The sequence below is a fragment of the Mizugakiibacter sediminis genome, assembly GCF_000953855.2.
In the GTDB taxonomy this organism is placed as follows: domain Bacteria; phylum Pseudomonadota; class Gammaproteobacteria; order Xanthomonadales; family Rhodanobacteraceae; genus Mizugakiibacter; species Mizugakiibacter sediminis.
In genome coordinates, this window is sequence record NZ_DF970209.1 from 18287 (window position 1) to 36772 (window position 18486).

At 72.0% G+C, this 18486-nt stretch carries 18 protein-coding genes; 12 read left to right on the forward strand and 6 right to left on the reverse strand.

The window, feature by feature from the left end; genetic code table 11:
- On the forward strand, window positions 1–1260 hold the full coding sequence (gene murA / locus MBSD_RS09315) for a UDP-N-acetylglucosamine 1-carboxyvinyltransferase (RefSeq protein WP_062537074.1): 1260 nt from the start codon (window positions 1–3) through the stop codon (window positions 1258–1260).
- Between the two features lie 120 nt (window positions 1261–1380).
- On the opposite strand, the gene MBSD_RS09320 is transcribed toward murA, so the two are convergent.
- The 3 genes from MBSD_RS09320 to purM all read right to left on the reverse strand — a co-directional run bounded on the left by MBSD_RS09320 (window position 1381) and on the right by purM (window position 3924).
- Window positions 1381–2091, reverse strand: a complete 711-nt coding sequence (locus tag MBSD_RS09320) for a DUF3108 domain-containing protein (RefSeq protein WP_062537075.1) — start codon at window positions 2089–2091, stop codon at window positions 1381–1383.
- Between the two features lie 37 nt (window positions 2092–2128).
- On the reverse strand, window positions 2129–2800 hold the full coding sequence (purN, locus tag MBSD_RS09325) for a phosphoribosylglycinamide formyltransferase (RefSeq protein WP_062537076.1): 672 nt from the start codon (window positions 2798–2800) through the stop codon (window positions 2129–2131).
- Between the two features lie 86 nt (window positions 2801–2886).
- The gene (gene purM / locus MBSD_RS09330) at window positions 2887–3924 is read right to left on the reverse strand and encodes a phosphoribosylformylglycinamidine cyclo-ligase (protein ID WP_062537077.1); all 1038 of its coding nucleotides are present in this window, start codon (window positions 3922–3924) and stop codon (window positions 2887–2889) included.
- 87 nt (window positions 3925–4011) lie between these two features.
- On the opposite strand from purM, the gene MBSD_RS09335 reads away from it, so the two are divergent.
- The 4 genes from MBSD_RS09335 to hda are packed head-to-tail and all read left to right on the forward strand — an operon-like array spanning window position 4012 to window position 7497.
- Entirely contained in the window at window positions 4012–5010 is a 999-nt protein-coding gene (locus MBSD_RS09335) for a DUF2066 domain-containing protein (RefSeq protein ID WP_062537078.1), read from the forward strand.
- 11 nt (window positions 5011–5021) lie between these two features.
- On the forward strand, window positions 5022–5618 hold the full coding sequence (locus MBSD_RS09340) for a CDP-alcohol phosphatidyltransferase family protein (RefSeq protein ID WP_062537079.1): 597 nt from the start codon (window positions 5022–5024) through the stop codon (window positions 5616–5618).
- Entirely contained in the window at window positions 5615–6802 is a 1188-nt protein-coding gene (locus MBSD_RS09345; protein WP_082306582.1) for an AI-2E family transporter, read from the forward strand. The genes MBSD_RS09340 and MBSD_RS09345 overlap by 4 nt, the downstream gene beginning before the upstream one ends.
- The gene (gene hda, locus MBSD_RS09350; RefSeq protein WP_062537109.1) at window positions 6799–7497 is read left to right on the forward strand and encodes a DnaA regulatory inactivator Hda; all 699 of its coding nucleotides are present in this window, start codon (window positions 6799–6801) and stop codon (window positions 7495–7497) included. The genes MBSD_RS09345 and hda overlap by 4 nt, the downstream gene beginning before the upstream one ends.
- A gap of 48 nt (window positions 7498–7545) precedes the next feature.
- Here hda and MBSD_RS09355 read toward each other — a convergent pair whose 3' ends face one another.
- The 3 genes from MBSD_RS09355 to MBSD_RS09365 all read right to left on the reverse strand — a co-directional run bounded on the left by MBSD_RS09355 (window position 7546) and on the right by MBSD_RS09365 (window position 9800).
- A complete protein-coding gene (locus tag MBSD_RS09355; protein ID WP_062537080.1) occupies window positions 7546–7971 on the reverse strand; it encodes a GNAT family N-acetyltransferase in 426 nt (141 codons plus the stop codon).
- 69 nt (window positions 7972–8040) lie between these two features.
- Window positions 8041–8760, reverse strand: coding sequence for an N-acetylmuramate alpha-1-phosphate uridylyltransferase MurU (gene murU, locus MBSD_RS09360; RefSeq protein WP_062537110.1), 720 nt, complete (start codon window positions 8758–8760; stop codon window positions 8041–8043).
- Window positions 8760–9800, reverse strand: coding sequence for an aminoglycoside phosphotransferase family protein (locus MBSD_RS09365; RefSeq protein ID WP_062537081.1), 1041 nt, complete (start codon window positions 9798–9800; stop codon window positions 8760–8762). The genes murU and MBSD_RS09365 overlap by 1 nt, the downstream gene beginning before the upstream one ends.
- A 170-nt stretch (window positions 9801–9970) precedes the next feature.
- Between MBSD_RS09365 and cysD the strand changes: the two genes are divergently transcribed.
- The 7 genes from cysD to MBSD_RS09400 all read left to right on the forward strand — a co-directional run bounded on the left by cysD (window position 9971) and on the right by MBSD_RS09400 (window position 18426).
- A complete protein-coding gene (cysD, locus tag MBSD_RS09370; protein WP_114693243.1) occupies window positions 9971–10885 on the forward strand; it encodes a sulfate adenylyltransferase subunit CysD in 915 nt (304 codons plus the stop codon).
- Window positions 10885–12795 carry a sulfate adenylyltransferase subunit CysN gene (gene cysN, locus MBSD_RS09375; protein WP_062537083.1) on the forward strand — a complete coding sequence of 637 codons (1911 nt, stop codon included), beginning with the start codon at window positions 10885–10887 and terminating at the stop codon, window positions 12793–12795. The genes cysD and cysN overlap by 1 nt, the downstream gene beginning before the upstream one ends.
- 235 nt (window positions 12796–13030) lie before the next feature.
- Window positions 13031–13471 carry an SUF system Fe-S cluster assembly regulator gene (locus tag MBSD_RS09380; RefSeq protein ID WP_062537084.1) on the forward strand — a complete coding sequence of 147 codons (441 nt, stop codon included), beginning with the start codon at window positions 13031–13033 and terminating at the stop codon, window positions 13469–13471.
- Between the two features lie 8 nt (window positions 13472–13479).
- Window positions 13480–14961 carry a Fe-S cluster assembly protein SufB gene (gene sufB, locus MBSD_RS09385; RefSeq protein ID WP_062537085.1) on the forward strand — a complete coding sequence of 494 codons (1482 nt, stop codon included), beginning with the start codon at window positions 13480–13482 and terminating at the stop codon, window positions 14959–14961.
- A 128-nt stretch (window positions 14962–15089) separates the two neighbouring features.
- Window positions 15090–15857 (forward strand): Fe-S cluster assembly ATPase SufC, encoded by a 768-nt coding sequence (gene sufC / locus MBSD_RS09390; protein ID WP_062537086.1) that lies wholly within the window; start codon window positions 15090–15092, stop codon window positions 15855–15857.
- Window positions 15854–17182, forward strand: a complete 1329-nt coding sequence (gene sufD, locus MBSD_RS09395; protein ID WP_082306583.1) for a Fe-S cluster assembly protein SufD — start codon at window positions 15854–15856, stop codon at window positions 17180–17182. Before sufC ends, sufD begins: the two co-directional genes overlap by 4 nt.
- Window positions 17179–18426, forward strand: coding sequence for a cysteine desulfurase (locus tag MBSD_RS09400; protein WP_062537087.1), 1248 nt, complete (start codon window positions 17179–17181; stop codon window positions 18424–18426). The genes sufD and MBSD_RS09400 overlap by 4 nt, the downstream gene beginning before the upstream one ends.
- Window positions 18427–18486 lie beyond the last annotated feature (60 nt).

An 18486-nucleotide genomic window follows, 5' to 3' on the forward strand; every position in this document is an offset into this window, starting at 1 on the left:
ATGGCCAAGATCGTCATCAGCGGCGGCATCCCCCTCCACGGCGACGTGGCGATTTCCGGCGCCAAGAACGCGGTGCTGCCGATCCTGGCCGCCTGCCTGCTGGCCGACGAGCCGGTCAGCATCGGCAACGTGCCGCACCTGCACGACGTCACCACCACCATGGAGCTGCTCGGCCAGATGGGCGTGCAGCTGGTGCTGGACGACCGCATGAAGATCCACGTCGACCCGCGTTCGACGGACCGCTACTTCGCGCCGTACGAGCTGGTGAAGACGATGCGCGCGTCGATCCTGGTGCTGGGCCCGCTGGTGGCGCGCTTCGGCCAGGCCGAGGTCTCGCTGCCGGGCGGCTGCGCGATCGGTTCGCGGCCGGTCGACCAGCACATCCGCGGCCTGCAGGCGCTGGGCGCCGAGGTCAAGGTCGAGAACGGCTACATCAAGGCGCGCGCCGACCGCCTGCGCGGCACGCGCATCGCCATGGACATGGTCACCGTCACCGGCACCGAGAACATCATGATGGCCGCGGCGCTGGCGCGCGGCACCACGGTGATCGAGAACGCGGCGCAGGAGCCGGAGGTGGTGGACCTCGCCGCCTGCCTGAACAGCATGGGCGCGCGCATCGAGGGCGCGGGCACCGCCACCGTGGTGATCGAAGGCGTGGAACGCCTGCACGGCACCCACTACGAGGTGCTCCCCGACCGCATCGAGACCGGCACCTTCCTGGTCGCCGGCGCGATCAGCGGCGGCCGCGTCACCACCAAGCACGCGCGCCCCAAGATCCTCGACGCCGTGCTGGCCAAGCTGGAGGAGGCCGGCGCGCACATCAACACCGGCGAGGACTGGATCGAGCTGGACATGCGCGGGCGCCGGCCGAAGGCGGTGAACATCACCACCGCGCCGTACCCCGCCTTCCCGACCGACATGCAGGCGCAGTTCACCGCGCTGAACTGCGTGGCGGAGGGCGTCGGCATCATCACCGAGACGGTGTTCGAGAACCGCTTCATGCACGCCCACGAGCTGCAGCGCCTCGGCGCCGACATCCGCCTCGAGGGCAACACCGCGATCATCAAGGGCGTCGAGCACATGAGCGGCGCGCCGCTGATGGCCACCGACCTGCGCGCCTCGGCATGCCTGGTGCTGGCCGGGCTGGTCGCCGAGGGCGACACCGTGGTCGACCGCGTCTACCACATCGACCGCGGCTACGAGAACATCGAGGAGAAGCTCGGCACGCTGGGCGCGAAGATCCGGCGGCTGCCGAACTGAGGGCGTGCGCGGTCGTCTGCGCGCAGGTTCCTACAGGCCTGCGGGGGGAGCGCGTGCTCGCGACCGAGAGACGTGGCGGGCGGGGCGGGAAAGAGGCCCGGGTCGCCCGCACGCAGGCTCCTACGGCGCCGCGTAGCTCACCAATTTGAGCGTGATGCCGTCGTCGCCGGCGATTTCCACCGGCACCGGGAAGCGCTGCGGCACGTACCACGAGTGCACGGTCTTGCCGTCGTCGCGGCGTTCGACGCGCTCGGCGGTGAAACGGCCGGCGGGCACCTGCACCGGCTCGCTGCCGGTGACCGCGAAGTGCTGCACCTCGATGCGGTCCTTGACCGCCACCGGCACGGCGATCTGCTTCGCGCCCGCGCGCAGCGCCGCGGCGACCGCCAGCGTGGCGGCGTGGCGGTCGACCGCGCCGGGCGCGGCGGCGTAGTCCCAGCGGCCCTTGCCTTCCCGCACGGCGATGCGGCCGGCCTGCCAGTCGAAATGCGCGGTGCGCGAGCGCTGCTTGAAGCCGCCTTGCTGCTCGTAGCGGTAGTCGAGGCTCTGCGGACGGCCGTCCGGCCCCCACTGCAACGTGGAGATTTCCAGCGCGCTCAGCCCGAGCAGCGCGGCGAGGCCGTCGGTGCCCCGGGTTTCGGTGCGGTAGATCCAGCGGCCGTCGCCATCGCTGCGCAGACTCATCGTGGCCTCGCCGATCGCGGCGCCGTCGCGTTCGACCTGGTAGCGCGCGGTGAAGGCGGGCAGCGGCGCGGCGGCGGCCGTCGCGGCGGCGCCGGCCAGCGCCAGCAGCAGGGCGTGCAGGGCGAGGCGGAAGGATGGGGGTTTCATGGCGCCGCAGTCTGCCGCGGCCCGGCTGAACGCGCGCTCACGCCGCGGCGGCCAGCGCCCCGTCCGCCTGCAACTGCAGCGGCGCGCGCAGCGGACGGCCGTCCAGCCACGGGCCGTCCGCGCCGAGTCCCAGCCGGCCGGCGGCGATCAGCGCGACGCTGGCGACCAGCAGGCGATGTTCCAGCGGCAGCAGGCGCGCGGCCAGCGTCTCCGGCGTGTCGCCGGCGGCGACGGCGATGCGCGCCTGCGCGACCACCGGGCCGCCGTCCAGCTCGGCGGTGACGAAGTGCACGCTGCTGCCGTGCTCGGCGTCGCCCGCCTCCAGCACGCGCCGGTGCGTGTGCAGGCCGCGGTACTTCGGCAGCAACGAGGGGTGGATGTTGAGCATGCGGCCGTGCCAGGGCGCGACCGCGTCGGCGTCGAGGATGCGCATGAAACCGGCCAGCACGACCAACGCCGGCCTGGTCGCGGCGATGCGCGCGAACAGGTCGAGGTCGTAGTCGCGCCGGCTGGCGTAGCCGCGCGGGTCCAGCGCCAGGGTGGGGATGCCGTGCGCCTCGGCGATGCGCAGCGCGCGCGCGTCGGCCTTGTCGCTCGCCACCAGCGTGAAGGCGACCGGCAGCGCGCCGGCGCGCTGCGCCTCGATCAGCGCGGCGAGGTTGCTGCCGCGCCCGGAGGCGAGCACGGCGATGGGGTAGGCGGCGGACATGCGTGGAGGAGCGAAGGTCGAGCGTCGCGGTTCGGGACGAAGGTTTGACCTTTGACTTTTGACGAAGGCCGCCGCACCGGGCGTATTCACGCGATGTGCACGCGCTCGGTGCCGCGCGCCGGCACGATCTCGCCGATCTGCCGCGCGGCGAGGCCGAGCGCCTGCAGCGCGGCCAGCGTGGCGGAGGCCTGTTCGCGCGCGACGATCACCGTGTAGCCGATGCCGCAGTTGAACGTGCGCCACATCTCCTCGCGCGGCACGTTGCCCTCGCGCATCAGCCAGTCGAACACCGGCGGCAGCGTCCAGCTCGCGCTGTCCAGGGCGATGCCGAGGCGATCCGGCACCACGCGGATGATGTTTTCCTTGAGGCCGCCGCCGGTGATGTGCGCCATGCCTTTCACCGGCACCTGCCGCATCAGCTGCAGGACCGGCTTGACGTAGATGGTGGTCGGCGCCATCAGCGCGTCGGCCAGGGTGGTGCCGCCGAGGTCGAGGTCGAACGGCTTGCCGGCGCGTTCGACGATCCTGCGGATCAGCGAATAGCCGTTCGAGTGCGGGCCGCTGGAGGCGATGCCAAGGATGGCGTCGCCGGCGGCGATCGTCGCGCCGTCGATCAGCGCGGCCTTCTCCACCGCGCCGACGCAGAAGCCGGCGAGGTCGTACTCGCCGGGCGGATACATGTCGGGCATCTCCGCCGTCTCGCCGCCGATCAGCGCGCAGCCGGCCAGCTCGCAGCCCTTGGCGATGCCGCCGACCACGGCGACCGTGGTGTCGACGTCCAGCTTGCCGGTGGCGAAGTAGTCGAGGAAGAACAGCGGTTCCGCGCCTTGCACCAGCACGTCGTTGACGCACATGCCGACCAGGTCGATGCCGATGGTGTCGTGGCGGCCGAGCGTCTGCGCCAGCTTCAGCTTGGTGCCGACGCCGTCGGTGCCGGACACCAGCACGGGTTCTTGGTAGCGCCCGGCCAGCTCGAACAGCGCGCCGAAGCCGCCCAGGCCCGCCATCACCTCCTTGCGGAAGGTGCGCGCGACCAGCGGTTTGATGCGTTCGACCACGGCGTTGCCGGCGTCGATGTCGACGCCCGCGGCGCGGTAGGTGAGGGATTCCTTCTCGGCGGACATGGCGCGGCACCGGCGGAGCGAGCCGCACATGATAGACGTTCGTGCCGCGATTGGGCAGACTGCGGGCGGATTTGCGAGGTTTCACGCATGATGCGCCCCCTGAGCCTGCTTGCCGCCCTGTTGTTGCTGACGACGACGGCGCTGCCGCTGCGCGCCGCCGAGGATCCCGGCCTGTACGACGGCGAGGCGCCGGTGGCCGACACCTCCGACGCCCAGCGCGACCAGGCTTTCGACGCGGCCCTGGCGCAGGTGCTGGTCAAGCTGAGCGGCGACCGCGACGTCGCCGTGCGACCGGGCGTCGCCGACGCGCTGGCGCAGGCCTCGACGCTGGTGCAGCAGTACCAGTACCGCAAGGACGCGGCGACGGGCGCGCTGCGGCTCGAAGCGCACTTCGATCCGGCGGCGGTGCGGCGGCTGGCCGGCAGCCTCAAGCTGGCGGTCTGGCCGGGGCCGCGGCCGCCGGTGCTGGCGGCGATCCGCGGCGCGGACGGCGCGCTGCTGGACGCGCAGCAGGCGGCGCCGCTGGTGCAGGCCGGCGTCGAACGCGGCCTGCGCTTCGCGTTCCCCGCCGGCACCGACGTGCCGGACGCGGCGGCGCTGTCGGCGGGCGACGAGGGCGCGCTGGCGCGCGTCGCGCGCGACTACCGCACCGGGCTGGTGCTGATCGGCACGCTGGGCGCCAACAACGCCGCCTGGATCCTGGTCGGCGGCGGCACGCCGCAGCGCTGGCAGGACAGCGGCAACCCCGCATCGCTGCTGGCGAATGCCGGCGAGGCCGCCGCCGACCGGCTGATCCCGCGCTTCGCCGTCGCGCCGGCGGGCGCCGGCGGCAGCGGCGGCAGCGCGACGCTGTGGGTGTCCGGCATCCAGTCGTCCGCCGATTTCGCGGCGATGCTGGCGCAGTTGCGCCAGGACGCGCAGGTGCGCGGCGCGGTGCCGGTCGCGGCGCAGGGCGACGGCGTGCTGCTGCAGGTGCGCTTCGAGGGCGACCTCGCCGGCATGCTCGGCGACCTCGCCGCCAGCGGACGCATGCTGCCGGCCGCGGCGCACCCGGGTGCGGACGCGGCGCTGCGCTGGCTGCGCTGAGGAGGCGCCGCATGACCGGGCGCACGCCCGCCTCGGCCGCCGCCGGCGCCTCGCCGCTGCGCCATCTGCCCAACCTGATCACGCTGCTGCGCATCCTGCTGGTGCTGCCGCTGGGCTGGTGCCTGCTCGAACGCCGCTTCGACGTCGCGCTGGCGCTGGCCGCGGTCGCCGGCGGCTCCGACGCGCTGGACGGCTTCCTCGCGCGCCACTACGGCTGGCGCAGCCGGCTCGGCGGCCTGCTCGATCCGGCCGCCGACAAGCTGCTGCTGGCGACCTGCTTCCTCGGCCTCAGCATGGTCGGCAGCGTGCCGTGGGCGCTGACCCTGCTGGTGCTGGGGCGCGACGTGGCGATCGTCGCCGGCGCGCTGGCCTGGCAGCGCCTGTTCGGCGCGCTGGAGGCGCAGCCGACGCTGCTGTCGAAGTTCACCACGCTGGCGCAGATCCTGTACGTGCTGGCGATGCTGCTGGAACTGGACGGCATCGCCGCGCTGGCGCTGGCGCCGCTGCGCTGGGCCGTGGTCGCGCTGACCGTCGCCAGCGGCGTGGACTACGTGTTGCGCTGGTCGCTGAAGGCGCGGCGGCTGCGCCGCGAAGGAGGGCGCGGATGAGGACCCGGACTGCCGGAAGCTGGCAATGGCCGATCGCGGCGCTGGCCGCCGGCTGGCTGCTGTATCTGCTGGCGCCGGTGCTGACGCCGTTCGTGCTGGCGGCGATGTTCGCCTACTTCTGCGATCCGCTGGTCGACCGCATGGAACGCCTGCGCATGAGCCGCACCTTCGCGGTCAGCCTGGTGTTCGTGGCGATGGTCATGGCGCTGGTGCTGGCGCTGCTGTGGCTGGTGCCGTTCGTCGAGCGCCAGTTGACGAGTTTCCTCGGCCAGTTGCCGGCCTGGTACGCCTGGTTCCAGCTGCACGCGGCGCCGTGGCTGCAGGAACACCTCGGCGTGTCGACGACGGTGTTCGATCCGCAGCAGCTGGTCGCCGCGCTGCAGGCCCATCTGAAGGAAGCCGGCGGCGCCGCCGCCAACGTGATCGCCAAGGTGTCGAAGTCCGGCCTGGCGCTGGTGCTGTGGCTGACGCACGTGGTGGTGGTGCCGGTGGCAGGCTTCTACCTGCTGCGCGACTGGGACCTGCTGGTCGCGCGCGTGCACGAGCTGCTGCCGCGCCGCATCGAGCCGGTGGTGGCGCGCCTGGCGCGCGAGTCGGACGAGGTGCTGGGCGCGTTCCTGCGCGGCCAGCTGGCGGTGATGGTGGTGCTGGGCACGCTCTACGCGCTGGGCTTGTGGGCGGTGGGCATCGGCATCGGCCCGTTGATCGGCATGATCGCCGGGCTGATCAGCTTCGTGCCGTATCTCGGCGCGATCGTCGGCGTGTCGATGGGCGTGATCGCCGCGCTGGTGCAGTACCAGGACTGGCTGCACGTCGCGCTGGTGCTGGGCGTGTTCGGCATCGGCCAGACCCTGGAAGGCTACGTGCTGGTGCCGAAGCTGGTCGGCGAGAAGATCGGCCTGCATCCGGTGGTGGTGATCTTCGCCATCCTCGCCGGCGGCCAGCTGTTCGGCTTCCTCGGCGTGCTGCTGGCGCTGCCGGCGGCGGCGGTGATCAAGGTCGTGCTGCGTTACCTGCACGAGCGCTACCGCGACAGCGCGCTGTACGCCGAGCGGCGTCCGCATGCCGCGCCGGGCGACGTCGGCCTGGCGGTCGGCGCGCGGCCCGCGTCCAACGCGCCGGCGGCGGAGGCGATGCGCGCCGCCGCGGACACGCGCGATCCTCCCTCGGCCCCGGATTGCTGATGGACCAGTTGCCGCTTTCCCTGCGCTGGCCGCGTCAGCAGCGCTTCGAGCACTTCGCGCCCGGCGCCAACGCCGCGGCGCTGGCGCTGCTGCAGCGCGCCGCGCGCGAGGACGACGCGCCCTGGGTGGTGCTCGCCGGCCCCGCTTCCAGCGGCAAGACGCACCTGCTGGTCGCCGCCTGCCAGGCGGCGTCGGAAGCCGGCCGCAGCGCGCAGTACCTGCCGCTGGCCGGCCTGCGCGGTCCGCGCGAGGCGGCGATCCGCGGCGTCGCCGGCAGCGCGCTGATCGCGCTGGACGACCTGCAGGCGATCGCCGGCGACCGCGCCGCCGAGCACGCGCTGTTCGACCTCTACAACCGCTGTCGCGCGGAAGGCGCGACGTTGCTGTTCGCCGCCGACGCGCCGCCGGCGCAGCTCGCGCTCACCCTGCCGGACCTGCGCTCGCGCCTCGGCGCCTGCACGCTGGCGCCGCTGAAGCCGCTGGACGACGCCGAGCGCCGCGCCGTGCTGCGCGCTCGCGCCGCCGCGCGCGGCATCGAGCTGGACGACGCCGTGCTCGACTGGCTGTTCGCCCGCCACGCCCGCGACCTCGGCGCGCTGACCGCGCTGCTGGACCGCCTCGACAGCGCCTCGCTCGCCGCCCAGCGCCGCATCACCGTGCCGTTCCTGCGCGAGCTGCTGGCGCGCGAAGGCTGAGCGCGGCTCCGTCGTCAGGTCCAGACCACGGGTGCATGCGGCGTCCGCTCACTCTTCTTCTACCAGACCTTTCCGCACCGCCCGCGCCTGGTCGGCGAAGATCGCCATCGCCGTGCGCATGCGCAGGAAGCCGAGCCTGGCGTAGAAGCCTTCCTTGCCGGGGTTGGCGCACAGGATGATCTTGCGGTGGCCCGCGGCGAGTTCCTTCAGCTTGGTGATGATGGCGCGGCCGAGGCCGGTGCCCTGGCGATCGGGATGCACGGCGACGTCGCAGAGGCAGGCGCAATCGCGGCCGTCGGCGAGCGCGCGGCCGGCGCCGACCAACCGGCCGCCGTCGAAGACGAAGCACTTGTAGCGGCTGTTGGCGAAGACCACCTGCAGGTCTTCCGGCTCCTTCTCGCCCAGCGGCGCGATGCGGTAGAGGTTCGACAGCTCGTGCCAGTCGATCGCCGCGTCTTCATATATCCACTGCATGGGTCAACTCCGGTGCAGGGTAGAACCCGCATCGCGGGTTCCACCGTCAATGCGTGCCGACAGATCCGCTCAGGCCGACGCCGCGCCCGCGCACAACCGCGCGTCCAGTTCGGCCAGCCGCTCGGGCGTGCCGACGTCGCTCCAGGCGCCGTGGTGGTGCTGGCCGGCGAGGGCGCCGCGCGCGGCGGCGGCGTACAGCAGCGGCGCCAGCTTGAAACGCGGCGGCGTCGCCTCGGCGCCGGGCGCGTCGCCGATCACCGCGCGCCAGCCGTCCAGCAGCTGCGGCCGGTACACGCCGATGCCGGCGAAGGTGAGGCGCGAGGCGCCGTCGGCGCGCACGCGGCCGCTCGCGTCCAGGGCGAAGTCGCCGCGCGCGTGGTGCGCGGGGTTGTCGACCAGCAGCAGGTGGGCGAGGCCGTCCGGCGCGTCGGGCAGGGCGGCGAAATCGAAGTCGGTCCAGATGTCGCCGTTGACGGCGAGGAACGGCGCCTCGCCCAGCAGCGGCAGCGCGTTCAGCAGGCCGCCGCCGGTCTCCAGCGGCTCGTCGCCCTCGTGCACGAAGTGCAGGCGCAGGCCCCAGCGCGCGCCGTCGCCCAGCGCCTCGGGAAACTGCGTGGCAAGGTGCGCGGTGTTGATCGCCACGTCGCGCACGCCGCAGGCGGCCAGCTTCTCCAGGTGCCACTCGATCAGGCGCTTGCCGCCGGCGGCGAGCAGCGGCTTGGGCGTGCGCTCGCTCAACGGCCGCATGCGCTCGCCGCGGCCGGCGGCGAAGATCAGCGCGCGACGGATCATCGCGCGGCACCGGCGGCGGCGGCCTCGTCGCGCGGCCGGGTCAGGTCGCGGCCGCCGATTGCGCGTTCCAGCAGCGCGAGCAGGTCGGCGAATTCCGCGTAGCGCGCGCCGACCGAGCGCACGTAGTGCCAGACCAGCGGCAGGTCGCCGAGGTAGCCGCGCTTGCCGTCGCGGTACCACAGGCGGCAGAAGATGCCGAGCACCTTGAGGTGGCGCTGCAGGCCCATCAGGTCGAACCAGCGGCGGAAGCGCGCGGCATCGACCGTGGCGTCGATCAGCCCGGCGTGGCGCAGGCGTTCGCGGAAACCTTCGCGCCACGCCTCCACGCGCGCTTCGTCCCAGGCGATGTAGCAGTCGCGCAGCAGCGAGACCAGGTCGTAGGTGACGGCGCCGACCACGCCGTCCTGGAAGTCGATCACGCCGGGGTTGTCCTCGGCGACGATCAGCAGGTTGCGGCTGTGGTAGTCGCGGTGCACGAACGCGCGCGGCTGCGCCAGCGCGCTGTCGGCGAGACGGCGGAACGCCAGCTCGATCACGTCCCACTGCTCGCAGGACGGCGTGAAGCCGAGGTGGCGCTGCAGGAACCAGGCGGGCAGCAGCTCCATCTCGGCGATCAGGCGGTTGGCGTCGTAAGGCGGCAGGCCGGCGACGTCGACGCGCGTCTGCATGCGCAGCAGCGCGTCCAGGGCATCGCCGTACAGCGCGTCGACCGAATGCTCGTCCAGCGCCGGCAGGTAGGTGCGCGTGCCGAGGTCCTCCAGCAGCAGGAACCCCTGCGCCGCGTCCTCGGCGTACACCGCCGGCGCATGCACGCCGGCCGCGCGCAGGCGACGCGCGATGTCCAGCCACGGCCGTACGTCCTCCTTGTCGGGCGGCGCATCCATCACGATCAGCGTGCGCGCGCCGCTGGCGAGGCGCCAGTAGCTGCGGAAGCTGGCGTCGTCGGAGGCGCGTTCGAGCCTGGCGGCGGGATCGCCGGCGGCGGAGCGGGCCCAGGCGAGGCGGACGGCGGCGCGGTCGTGGGTCGGGGCGTGCATGGCGGTATCCTGAGCGACGCGCAAGCTTAACCTCCGGCGGCAGCGCCAGCGAGGCGGCGCGCAGGCGGGCCGAATCGCGCTATCCTCCTCGCGTTCCGCCGCCACGTACGCCCTGCCGGGATCGGCCGTGGAACGGCGCCGGCCAGCACAGACCAACGACGGACGTGAGCATCCAGACCGAGGCCCTGCGCCTCTCGCAACTCGACCGCCTGGAGGCGGAGAGCATCCATATCCTGCGCGAAGTGGCGGCGGAGTTCCGCAACCCCGTGCTGCTGTATTCGATCGGCAAGGACTCCTCGGTGCTGCTGCACCTGCTGCTGAAGGCGTTCCGGCCGGCGCGGCCGCCGATCCCGCTGCTGCACATCGACACCACCTGGAAGTTCCGCGAGATGATCGCCTTCCGCGACCGTCGCGCGGCCGAGACCGGCGTCGACCTGCGCGTGCACATCAACGAGGAAGGCGTGCGCCAGGGCATCGGCCCGTTCACCCACGGCGCCACCGTGCACACCGACGTGATGAAGACGCAGGCGCTGAAACAGGCGCTGGACAAGTACGGCTTCGACGCGGCGATCGGCGGCGCGCGCCGCGACGAGGAGAAGTCGCGCGCCAAGGAGCGCATCTTCTCTTTCCGCAGCGCGCAGCACCGCTGGGACCCGCGCAACCAGCGCCCGGAGCTGTGGAATCTGTACAACGCGCGCATCCGCCAGGGCGAGAGCGTGCGCGTGTTCCCGCTGTCGAACTGGACCGAGCTCGATGTCTGGCTGTACATCTGGCGCGAGAAGATCCCGGTGGTGCCGCTGTACTTCGCCGCCGAGCGGCCGGTGGTGGAGCGCGACGGCGCGTTGATCATGGTCGACGACGAGCGCATGCCGCTCAGGCCCGGCGAGACGCCGATGCTGAAGCGCGTGCGCTTCCGCACGCTCGGCTGCTATCCGCTGACCGGCGCGATCGAGTCCGCGGCGGAAACGCTGGAGGCGGTAATCGAGGAGATGCTGACCACGCGCAGCTCCGAGCGCCAGGGCCGCGTGATCGACCACGATCCGAGCGCGTCGATGGAGCGCAAGAAGCAGGAGGGCTATTTCTGATGACGGTCACGCCCGAACGTCACGCCGCGCTGGCCGCCTATCTGCGCAAGCACGAAGGCCGCGACCAGCTGCGCTTCATCACCTGCGGCAGCGTCGACGACGGCAAGAGCACGCTGCTCGGTCGCCTGCTCTACGACACCAAGCTGCTGTTCGACGACCAGCTCGCCGCGCTGGCGCGCGACAGCAAGCGCCACGGCACGCAGGGCGACGCGCTGGATTTCGCCCTCCTGCTCGACGGCCTCGAGGCCGAGCGCGAGCAGGGCATCACCATCGACGTGGCCTACCGCTTCTTCGGCACCGACAAGCGCGGTTTCATCGTCGCCGACTGCCCGGGCCACGAGCAGTACACGCGCAACATGGCCACCGGCGCCTCCACCGCCGAGCTGGCGGTGGTGCTGGTCGACGCGCGCAAGGGCGTGCTGACGCAGACGCGCCGGCACACCTGGATCTGCGCGCTGTTCGGCATCCGCCACGTGGTACTGGCGGTGAACAAGATGGACCTGGTCGATTACGACCGCTCGCGCTTCGAGGCGATCGCCGCCGAATACACCGCGCTCGCCTACGCGCTCGGCATCGCCGACGCCACCTGCATCCCGCTGTCGGCGCTTTGCGGCGACAACGTCACCGCGCGCTCGCCGCGCATGCCGTGGTACGAGGGGCCGAGCCTGCTGGAGCATCTGGAGACGGTGCGCGTCGAGCGCGCGACGGGCGGCACCGGCTTCCGCCTGCCGGTGCAGTGGGTCAACCGCCCCGACCACGGTTTCCGCGGCTACGCCGGCACGGTGGCGCAGGGGCGCATCGCCGTGGGCGCGGAGATCGTCGCGCTGCCGGGCGGGCGGCGTTCGCGCATCGCGCGCATCATCGGCCCGGACGGCGACCTCGAAGTCGCCGCCGCCGGCCAGGCGGTGACGCTGACGCTGGCGGACGAGCTCGACATCGCCCGCGGCGACGTGATCGCCGACGCCGCGCATCCGCCGCAGGTCGCCGACCAGTTCGCCTGCAGGCTGCTGTGGATGGGCGACGCGCCGCTGCTGCCGGGGCGTCCGTACTGGCTGAAGATCGGCGCGCGCACCGTCGGCGCGCAGGTCACCGAGATCCGCCACAAGATCGACGTCAACACGCAGGCCGAGCTGGCCGCCAAGCGGCTCGAGCTCAACGAAGTGGCGCAGTGCAACCTCAGCCTGGACCAGCCGGTCGCGTTCGAACCCTACGCCGAGAACCGCACGCTGGGCGGCTTCATCCTGATCGACCGCCAGAGCAACGCCACCGTCGCCGGCGGCACGCTCGACTTCGCCCTGCGCCGCGCCGGCAACGTGCACTGGCAGCACATCGACGTCGACAAGGCGGCACGCGCCACGATCAAGGGGCAGAAGCCCTGCTGCCTGTGGTTCACCGGCTTGTCCGGCTCGGGCAAGTCGACCATCGCCAACCTGGTCGAACGGCGCCTGCACGCGCTCGGCTACCACACCTACATCCTCGACGGCGACAACGTGCGCCACGGCCTCAACCGCGACCTCGGCTTCACCGACGAGGACCGCGTCGAGAACATCCGCCGCGTCGCCGAGGTGGCGAAGCTGATGGTCGACGCCGGCCTGATCGTGCTGGTGTCGTTCATCAGTCCGTTCCGCAGCGAGCGGCGCATGGCGCGCGCGCTGTTCGGCGAGGGCGAGTTCCTCGAGGTGTTCGTCGACACGCCGCTGGCCGAGTGCGAACGCCGCGATCCCAAGGGTCTGTACCGCCGCGCGCGCGCCGGCCAGATCAGCAACTTCACCGGCATCGATTCGCCGTACGAGGCGCCGGAAGCGCCGGAGATCACCCTGCGCACCGTCGAGGCCGAAGCCGGCGCGCTGGCGCAGCGGCTGGTCGAGCGGGTGCTGAGCTTCGAGCCGGCGCACGGGCGGGAGGCGTGAGACGGGAGGCGGAAATGGGAGATGGGAAGTAGGGAGTCGGAAAGCGTCGCCTGACGGCTACCTCGCATCTCCGGTCGCGAGCGCGCCCGCTCCTGCGACGGGCCACGGAACGGCCGCAGGCGCCTGCGTGCAGGCGACCCATGCCTTCCGGCCTCCGATCCCCTGTCCCCGTCTCCCGGACATTGACCTCCCCGTCGCCAATCAGTACCATTTTGGTACTTATTGGACCGCCCCCATGCTCCGCGTCAGCCGCCTCACCGATTACGCCACCGTGGTGATGACCTGCCTGGCCAGTACGCCGGGGACGGTGCTGTCGGCGATGCAGATCGCCGAGGACACGCGTCTGGAGATGCCGACGGTCAGCAAGCTGCTGAAGCAACTGGCCCACGCCGGCCTGGTCGAGTCGTTCCGCGGCGCCAGCGGCGGTTATCGCCTGGCGCGGCCAGCCGGCGCAATCACCGTCGCCGAGATCGTCGAGGCGATGGAGGGGCCGCTCGGCATGACCGAATGCGGCGCCAGTCCCGGTTCCTGCGAGCGCGAGGGCCACTGCAGCGTGCGCGGCAACTGGCAGCGCATCAATGTCGCCGTCGCCGCCGCGCTGCGCGCGGTGACCCTGGCCGACATGCTGGCGCCGACCCACGCACGCGGCGCGGCGCGCCCCGTCGCGACCGCATGAGGAAGACCATGGCCACCGAACGCAGCGACATCGAGCAGCAGGTCCGCGCGGCGGCGTCGGGCAACGCGCGCGTCGACGAGGCGCTGAACCGCCGCTACGCGGCCGGTTTCGTCACCGACATCGAGTCGGAAAGCCTGCCGCCGGGCCTGAACGAGGACGTCATCCGCAAGCTCTCCGCGATCAAGCAGGAACCGGAGTGGATGACCGAGTGGCGCCTCGCGGCCTACCGCCAGTGGACGACGATGACCGCGCCGGACTGGGCGAAGATCGACCTCAAGCCGATCGACTACCAGGCGATCAGCTACTACTCGGCGCCGAAGAAGAAGCCGAAGTCGCTGGACGAGGTCGATCCGAAGCTGCTCGAAACCTACGAGAAGCTCGGCGTGCCGCTGCACGAGCGCGCCAAGCTGGCCGGCGTCGCCGTCGACGCGGTGTTCGATTCGGTGTCGGTGGCCACCACCGCGCGCGACGAGCTGGCCAAGGCCGGCGTGATCTTCTGCTCGATGTCGGAGGCGATCCGCTCGCATCCCGAGCTGGTGCGCAAGTACCTCGGCACGGTGGTGCCGCAGGGCGACAACTTCTTCGCCGCCCTGAACTCGGCGGTGTTTTCCGACGGCTCGTTCGTCTACATCCCGAAGGGCGTGCGCTGCCCGATGGAACTCTCCACGTATTTCCGCATCAACGCCGGCCACACCGGCCAGTTCGAGCGCACCCTGATCATCGCCGAGGAAGGCAGCTACGTCTCCTACCTCGAAGGTTGCACCGCGCCGATGCGCGACGAGAACCAGCTGCACGCGGCGGTGGTCGAGCTGGTCGCGCTGGAGCGCGCGCAGATCAAGTATTCGACCGTGCAGAACTGGTACCCCGGCGACGAGAACGGCGTCGGCGGCATCTACAACTTCGTGACCAAGCGCGGCGAATGCCGCGGCGACGATTCCAAGATCTCCTGGACGCAGGTGGAGACCGGCTCGGCGATCACCTGGAAGTACCCGAGCTGCGTGCTGCGCGGCGACCGCACGGTGGGCGAGTTCTACTCGGTGGCGCTGACCCATCACCGCCAGCAGGCCGACACCGGCACCAAGATGATCCATCTCGGCAAGCACACCCGCTCGAAGATCGTCGCCAAGGGCATCAGCGCCGGGCGCAGTTCCAACAGCTACCGCGGCCTGGTCAAGGTGGAGAAGGGCGCCGAGGGCGCACGCAACTACACGCAGTGCGATTCGCTGCTGATCGGAAAGCAGTGCGGCGCGCACACCTTCCCCTACATCGAGGTGAAGAACCCGAGCGCGATCGTCGAGCACGAGGCCACCACCTCGAAGATCTCCGACGACCAGATGTTCTACTGCCGTTCGCGTGGCATCGGCGAGGAGGACGCCGTGTCGATGATCGTCGACGGCTTCTGCAAGCAGGTGTTCCGCGAGCTGCCGATGGAGTTCGCGGTGGAGGCCAAGCGGCTGCTCGAAGTGTCGCTGGAAGGCGCGGTGGGCTGACGCATTTCCCTTCTCCGCCTCGGGGAAGCAAGGCGGGGCGGCCCGAGCGCGAAGCGCGCAGCCGCGGTGACGACAGGCAAGGCGGCTCCGCGGCTGCGCAGCCCGGTCCGCCCAACGGTGGAAACAACATGCTGAAGATCGAAAATCTGCACGTCCGCGTCGCCGGCAGGGAAATCCTGCGCGGCCTGTCGCTCGAGGTGAACGCGGGCGAGGTGCACGCCATCATGGGGCCGAACGGCGCCGGCAAGTCCACGCTCGGCAACGTGCTGGCCGGGCGCGACGGCTACGAGGTGACCAAGGGCAGCGTCACCTACGACGGCAGGAACCTGCTCGAGCTCGATCCGGAGCAGCGCGCCGGCGAGGGCGTGTTCCTGGCGTTCCAGTACCCGGTCGAGATCCCGGGCGTGAACAACACCTATTTCCTGCGCACGGCGCTGAACGCGCAGCGCAAGTACCGCGGCGAGCCCGAGCTGGACTCGATGCAGTTCCTCAAGCTGGTGCGCGAGAAGCTGAAGGTGATGCAGATCTCCGACGAACTGCTGCATCGCGCGGTCAACGAAGGTTTCTCCGGCGGCGAGAAGAAGCGCAACGAGATCTTCCAGATGGCGCTGCTGGAGCCGAAGCTGGCGATCCTCGACGAGACCGACTCCGGCCTCGACATCGACGCGCTGAAGCAGGTCGCCGAGGGCGTCAACGCGCTGCGCTCGCCGGAGCGCGCGTTCATCGTCGTCACCCACTACCAGCGCCTGCTCGACTACATCGTGCCGGACTTCGTGCACGTGCTCGCCGACGGCCGCATCGTCGAGAGCGGCGACAAGACGCTGGCGCTGAAGCTGGAAGAGCACGGCTACGCCTGGGTCGCCGAGCGCAGCCCGGTGGCGGAGGCGCGCGCATGAGCAGCCCGTTCGTGCAGGCGATGGTCGACGCCGCGGCGCTCGCGCGCCTGCCGGGCAGCGGCATCGCCTGGCTGGACGCGGCGCGCCGCGAGAGCCTGGTGGCGTTCGCCGCCGCCGGGCTGCCGCCGCCGCGCGGCGTGGAGGCCTGGCGCTACACCTCGCTGCGGCCGCTGGAGCAGCGCCGTTTCGCGCTGGGCGATGCGCATGCCGCCGCGCGCGCGGTCGATGCGGCGGCGTGGGCGCTGCCCGGCGTGGACGGCCCGCGCATGGTGTTCGTCAACGGCGCCTTCCGCGCCGACCTGTCGGCGCTGGACGCGCTGCCCGCCGGCCTGACCCTGCTGCCGCTGTCGCGCGCGCTGGCCGAGGACGCCGAGCCGCTGCGCTTCTTCCTGAGCCGCATGTACCGCGCGCGCGGCGACGCCTTCGCCAGCCTGAACAGTGCGCTGGCCGCCGACGGCGCGGTGCTGCGCGTGGCCCCCGGCGCGCGCGTCGCCGCGCCGGTGCACCTGGTCTTCGTCGGCGCGCCGGCCGAGGCGGAGCTGGCCTGGCACGCGCGCTGCCTGATCGAACTGGGCGAGGGCGCCGAACTCGAGCTGGTCGAGCATCACGCCGCGGCCGGCGCCGCGCCGCATTTCGGCAACCTGCTGGCCGACTACGTGCTGCGCGAACGCGCGCGGCTGGGACTGGCCGTGCTGCAGGACGGCGCCGCCGCCGCCACGCTGTTCCGCCGCGCCGAGTTGCGCCTGGACGCGGCGGCGACGGCGACGCTGCACGCGCTGGAACTGGGCGGCGCGCTGGTGCGTCACGAAGTGCACGCCAGCCTGGACGGCGACGGCGCGCGCTTCGACACGCGCGGCGTGTTCGCCGTGCGCGGCCGCCAGCACGTCGACACCCGCCTGCACGTCGAGCACCGCGGCCGCGACACCGCCGGCGACGCGCTGTGGCGCGGCATCGCCGACGAACGCGCGCGCGGCGTGTTCCAGGGCACGATCGTGGTGGCGCGCGGCGCCGACGGCGCCGATGCTCGTCTCGGCAACAAGAACCTGCTGCTGTCGCCGCAGGCCGAGATCGACACCAAGCCGGTGCTGGAGATCCACGCCGACGAAGTGAAGGCCAGCCACGGCGCCACCGTCGGCCAGTTGGACGAACGTTCGCTGTTCTACCTGCGTTCGCGCGGCGTGCCGCTGGCCGCGGCGCGTTCGCTGCTGACCTACGCATTCTGCCGCGCCGCGCTGGATTCGCTGCCCAATGCGCCGCTGGCCGAGCACCTCGGCGCGTGTCTGCTGGCGCGGCTGCCGATCCGCAGCGAGGAGACGCCACCGTGACCGCCCGCGCCCTGCCCATCGAAGCGCCGCTCGACCCGCAGCGCATCCGTGCCGATTTCCCGCTGCTGGCGCGCAGCGTGCACGGCAAGCCGCTGGTGTACTTCGACAACGCCAACACCGGCCAGAAGCCGGCCGCGGTGATCGAAGCCACGTCCACGTTCTACCGCGAGCACAACGCCAACGTCTCCCGCGCCGTGCACCAGCTCGGCGAGGAGGCCACCGCCGCCTACGAGGCGGCGCGCGACAAGCTGGCGCGCTTCATCGGCGCGCCGTCGCGCGACGAGATCGTGTTCACCTCCGGCACCACCCAGGCGATCAACCTGGTTGCCTACAGCTTCGCGCTGCCGCGGCTCGAACCCGGCGACGCCATCCTGGTCACGCAGATGGAGCACCACGCCAACATCGTGCCGTGGCAGCTGGTCTGCGCGCGCACGGGGGCGAAGCTGAAGGCGGCGCCGATCGCCGAGTCCGGCGAGCTGATCGTCGAGAAGTTCGTCGAGATGCTGACGCCGGAGGTGAAGCTCGCCGGGGTGGTGCACGTCTCCAACGTGCTCGGCACGGTCAACCCGGTCGCCGAACTGGCGCGCGAATGCCGCCGGCGCGGCATCCCGCTGCTGGTCGACGGCTCGCAGGCCTGCCCGCACATGCCGGTGGACGTGGCGGCGCTGGGCTGCGACTTCTACGCGCTCACCGGCCACAAGATGTTCGGCCCGACCGGCACCGGCGCGCTGTGGGCCAGGCGCGAGCATCTCGAATCGATGCCGCCGTTCTTCGGCGGCGGCGAGATGATCCGCCGGGTCAGCTTCGAGGGCACCACCTTCGCCGACCCGCCGCACAAGTTCGAGGCGGGCACGCCCAACATCGCCGGCGTGGTCGGCCTGGGCGCGGCGATCGACTACCTCGAAGGCGTCGGCATGCGGCGCATCGCCGCCTACGAGCGCGAACTGCTCGCCTACGCCGACGCGGCGCTGGCGCGGGTCGAGGGCCTGCGCGTGTTCGGCACGGCCGCGCGCAAGGCGGCGGTGATCTCCTTCCTGGTCGAGGGCGCGCACGCGCACGACCTCGCCACGCTGCTCGACCACGAGGGCGTGGCGGTGCGCTCCGGCCATCACTGCGCGCATCCGCTGATGCAGTTCTACGGCGTGCCGGCCACCGCGCGCGCCTCGCTGGCCTTCTACAACACCCGCGAGGAGGTCGACCGCTTCGTCGAGGCGCTGCAGCGCGTGCGCAAGCTGCTGCGCTGAGCGCGGCCGCGGCGCCCGCGCGCTGCGGCAGCGATTTCCGCGGCGCCGTTCCGCCTCTAC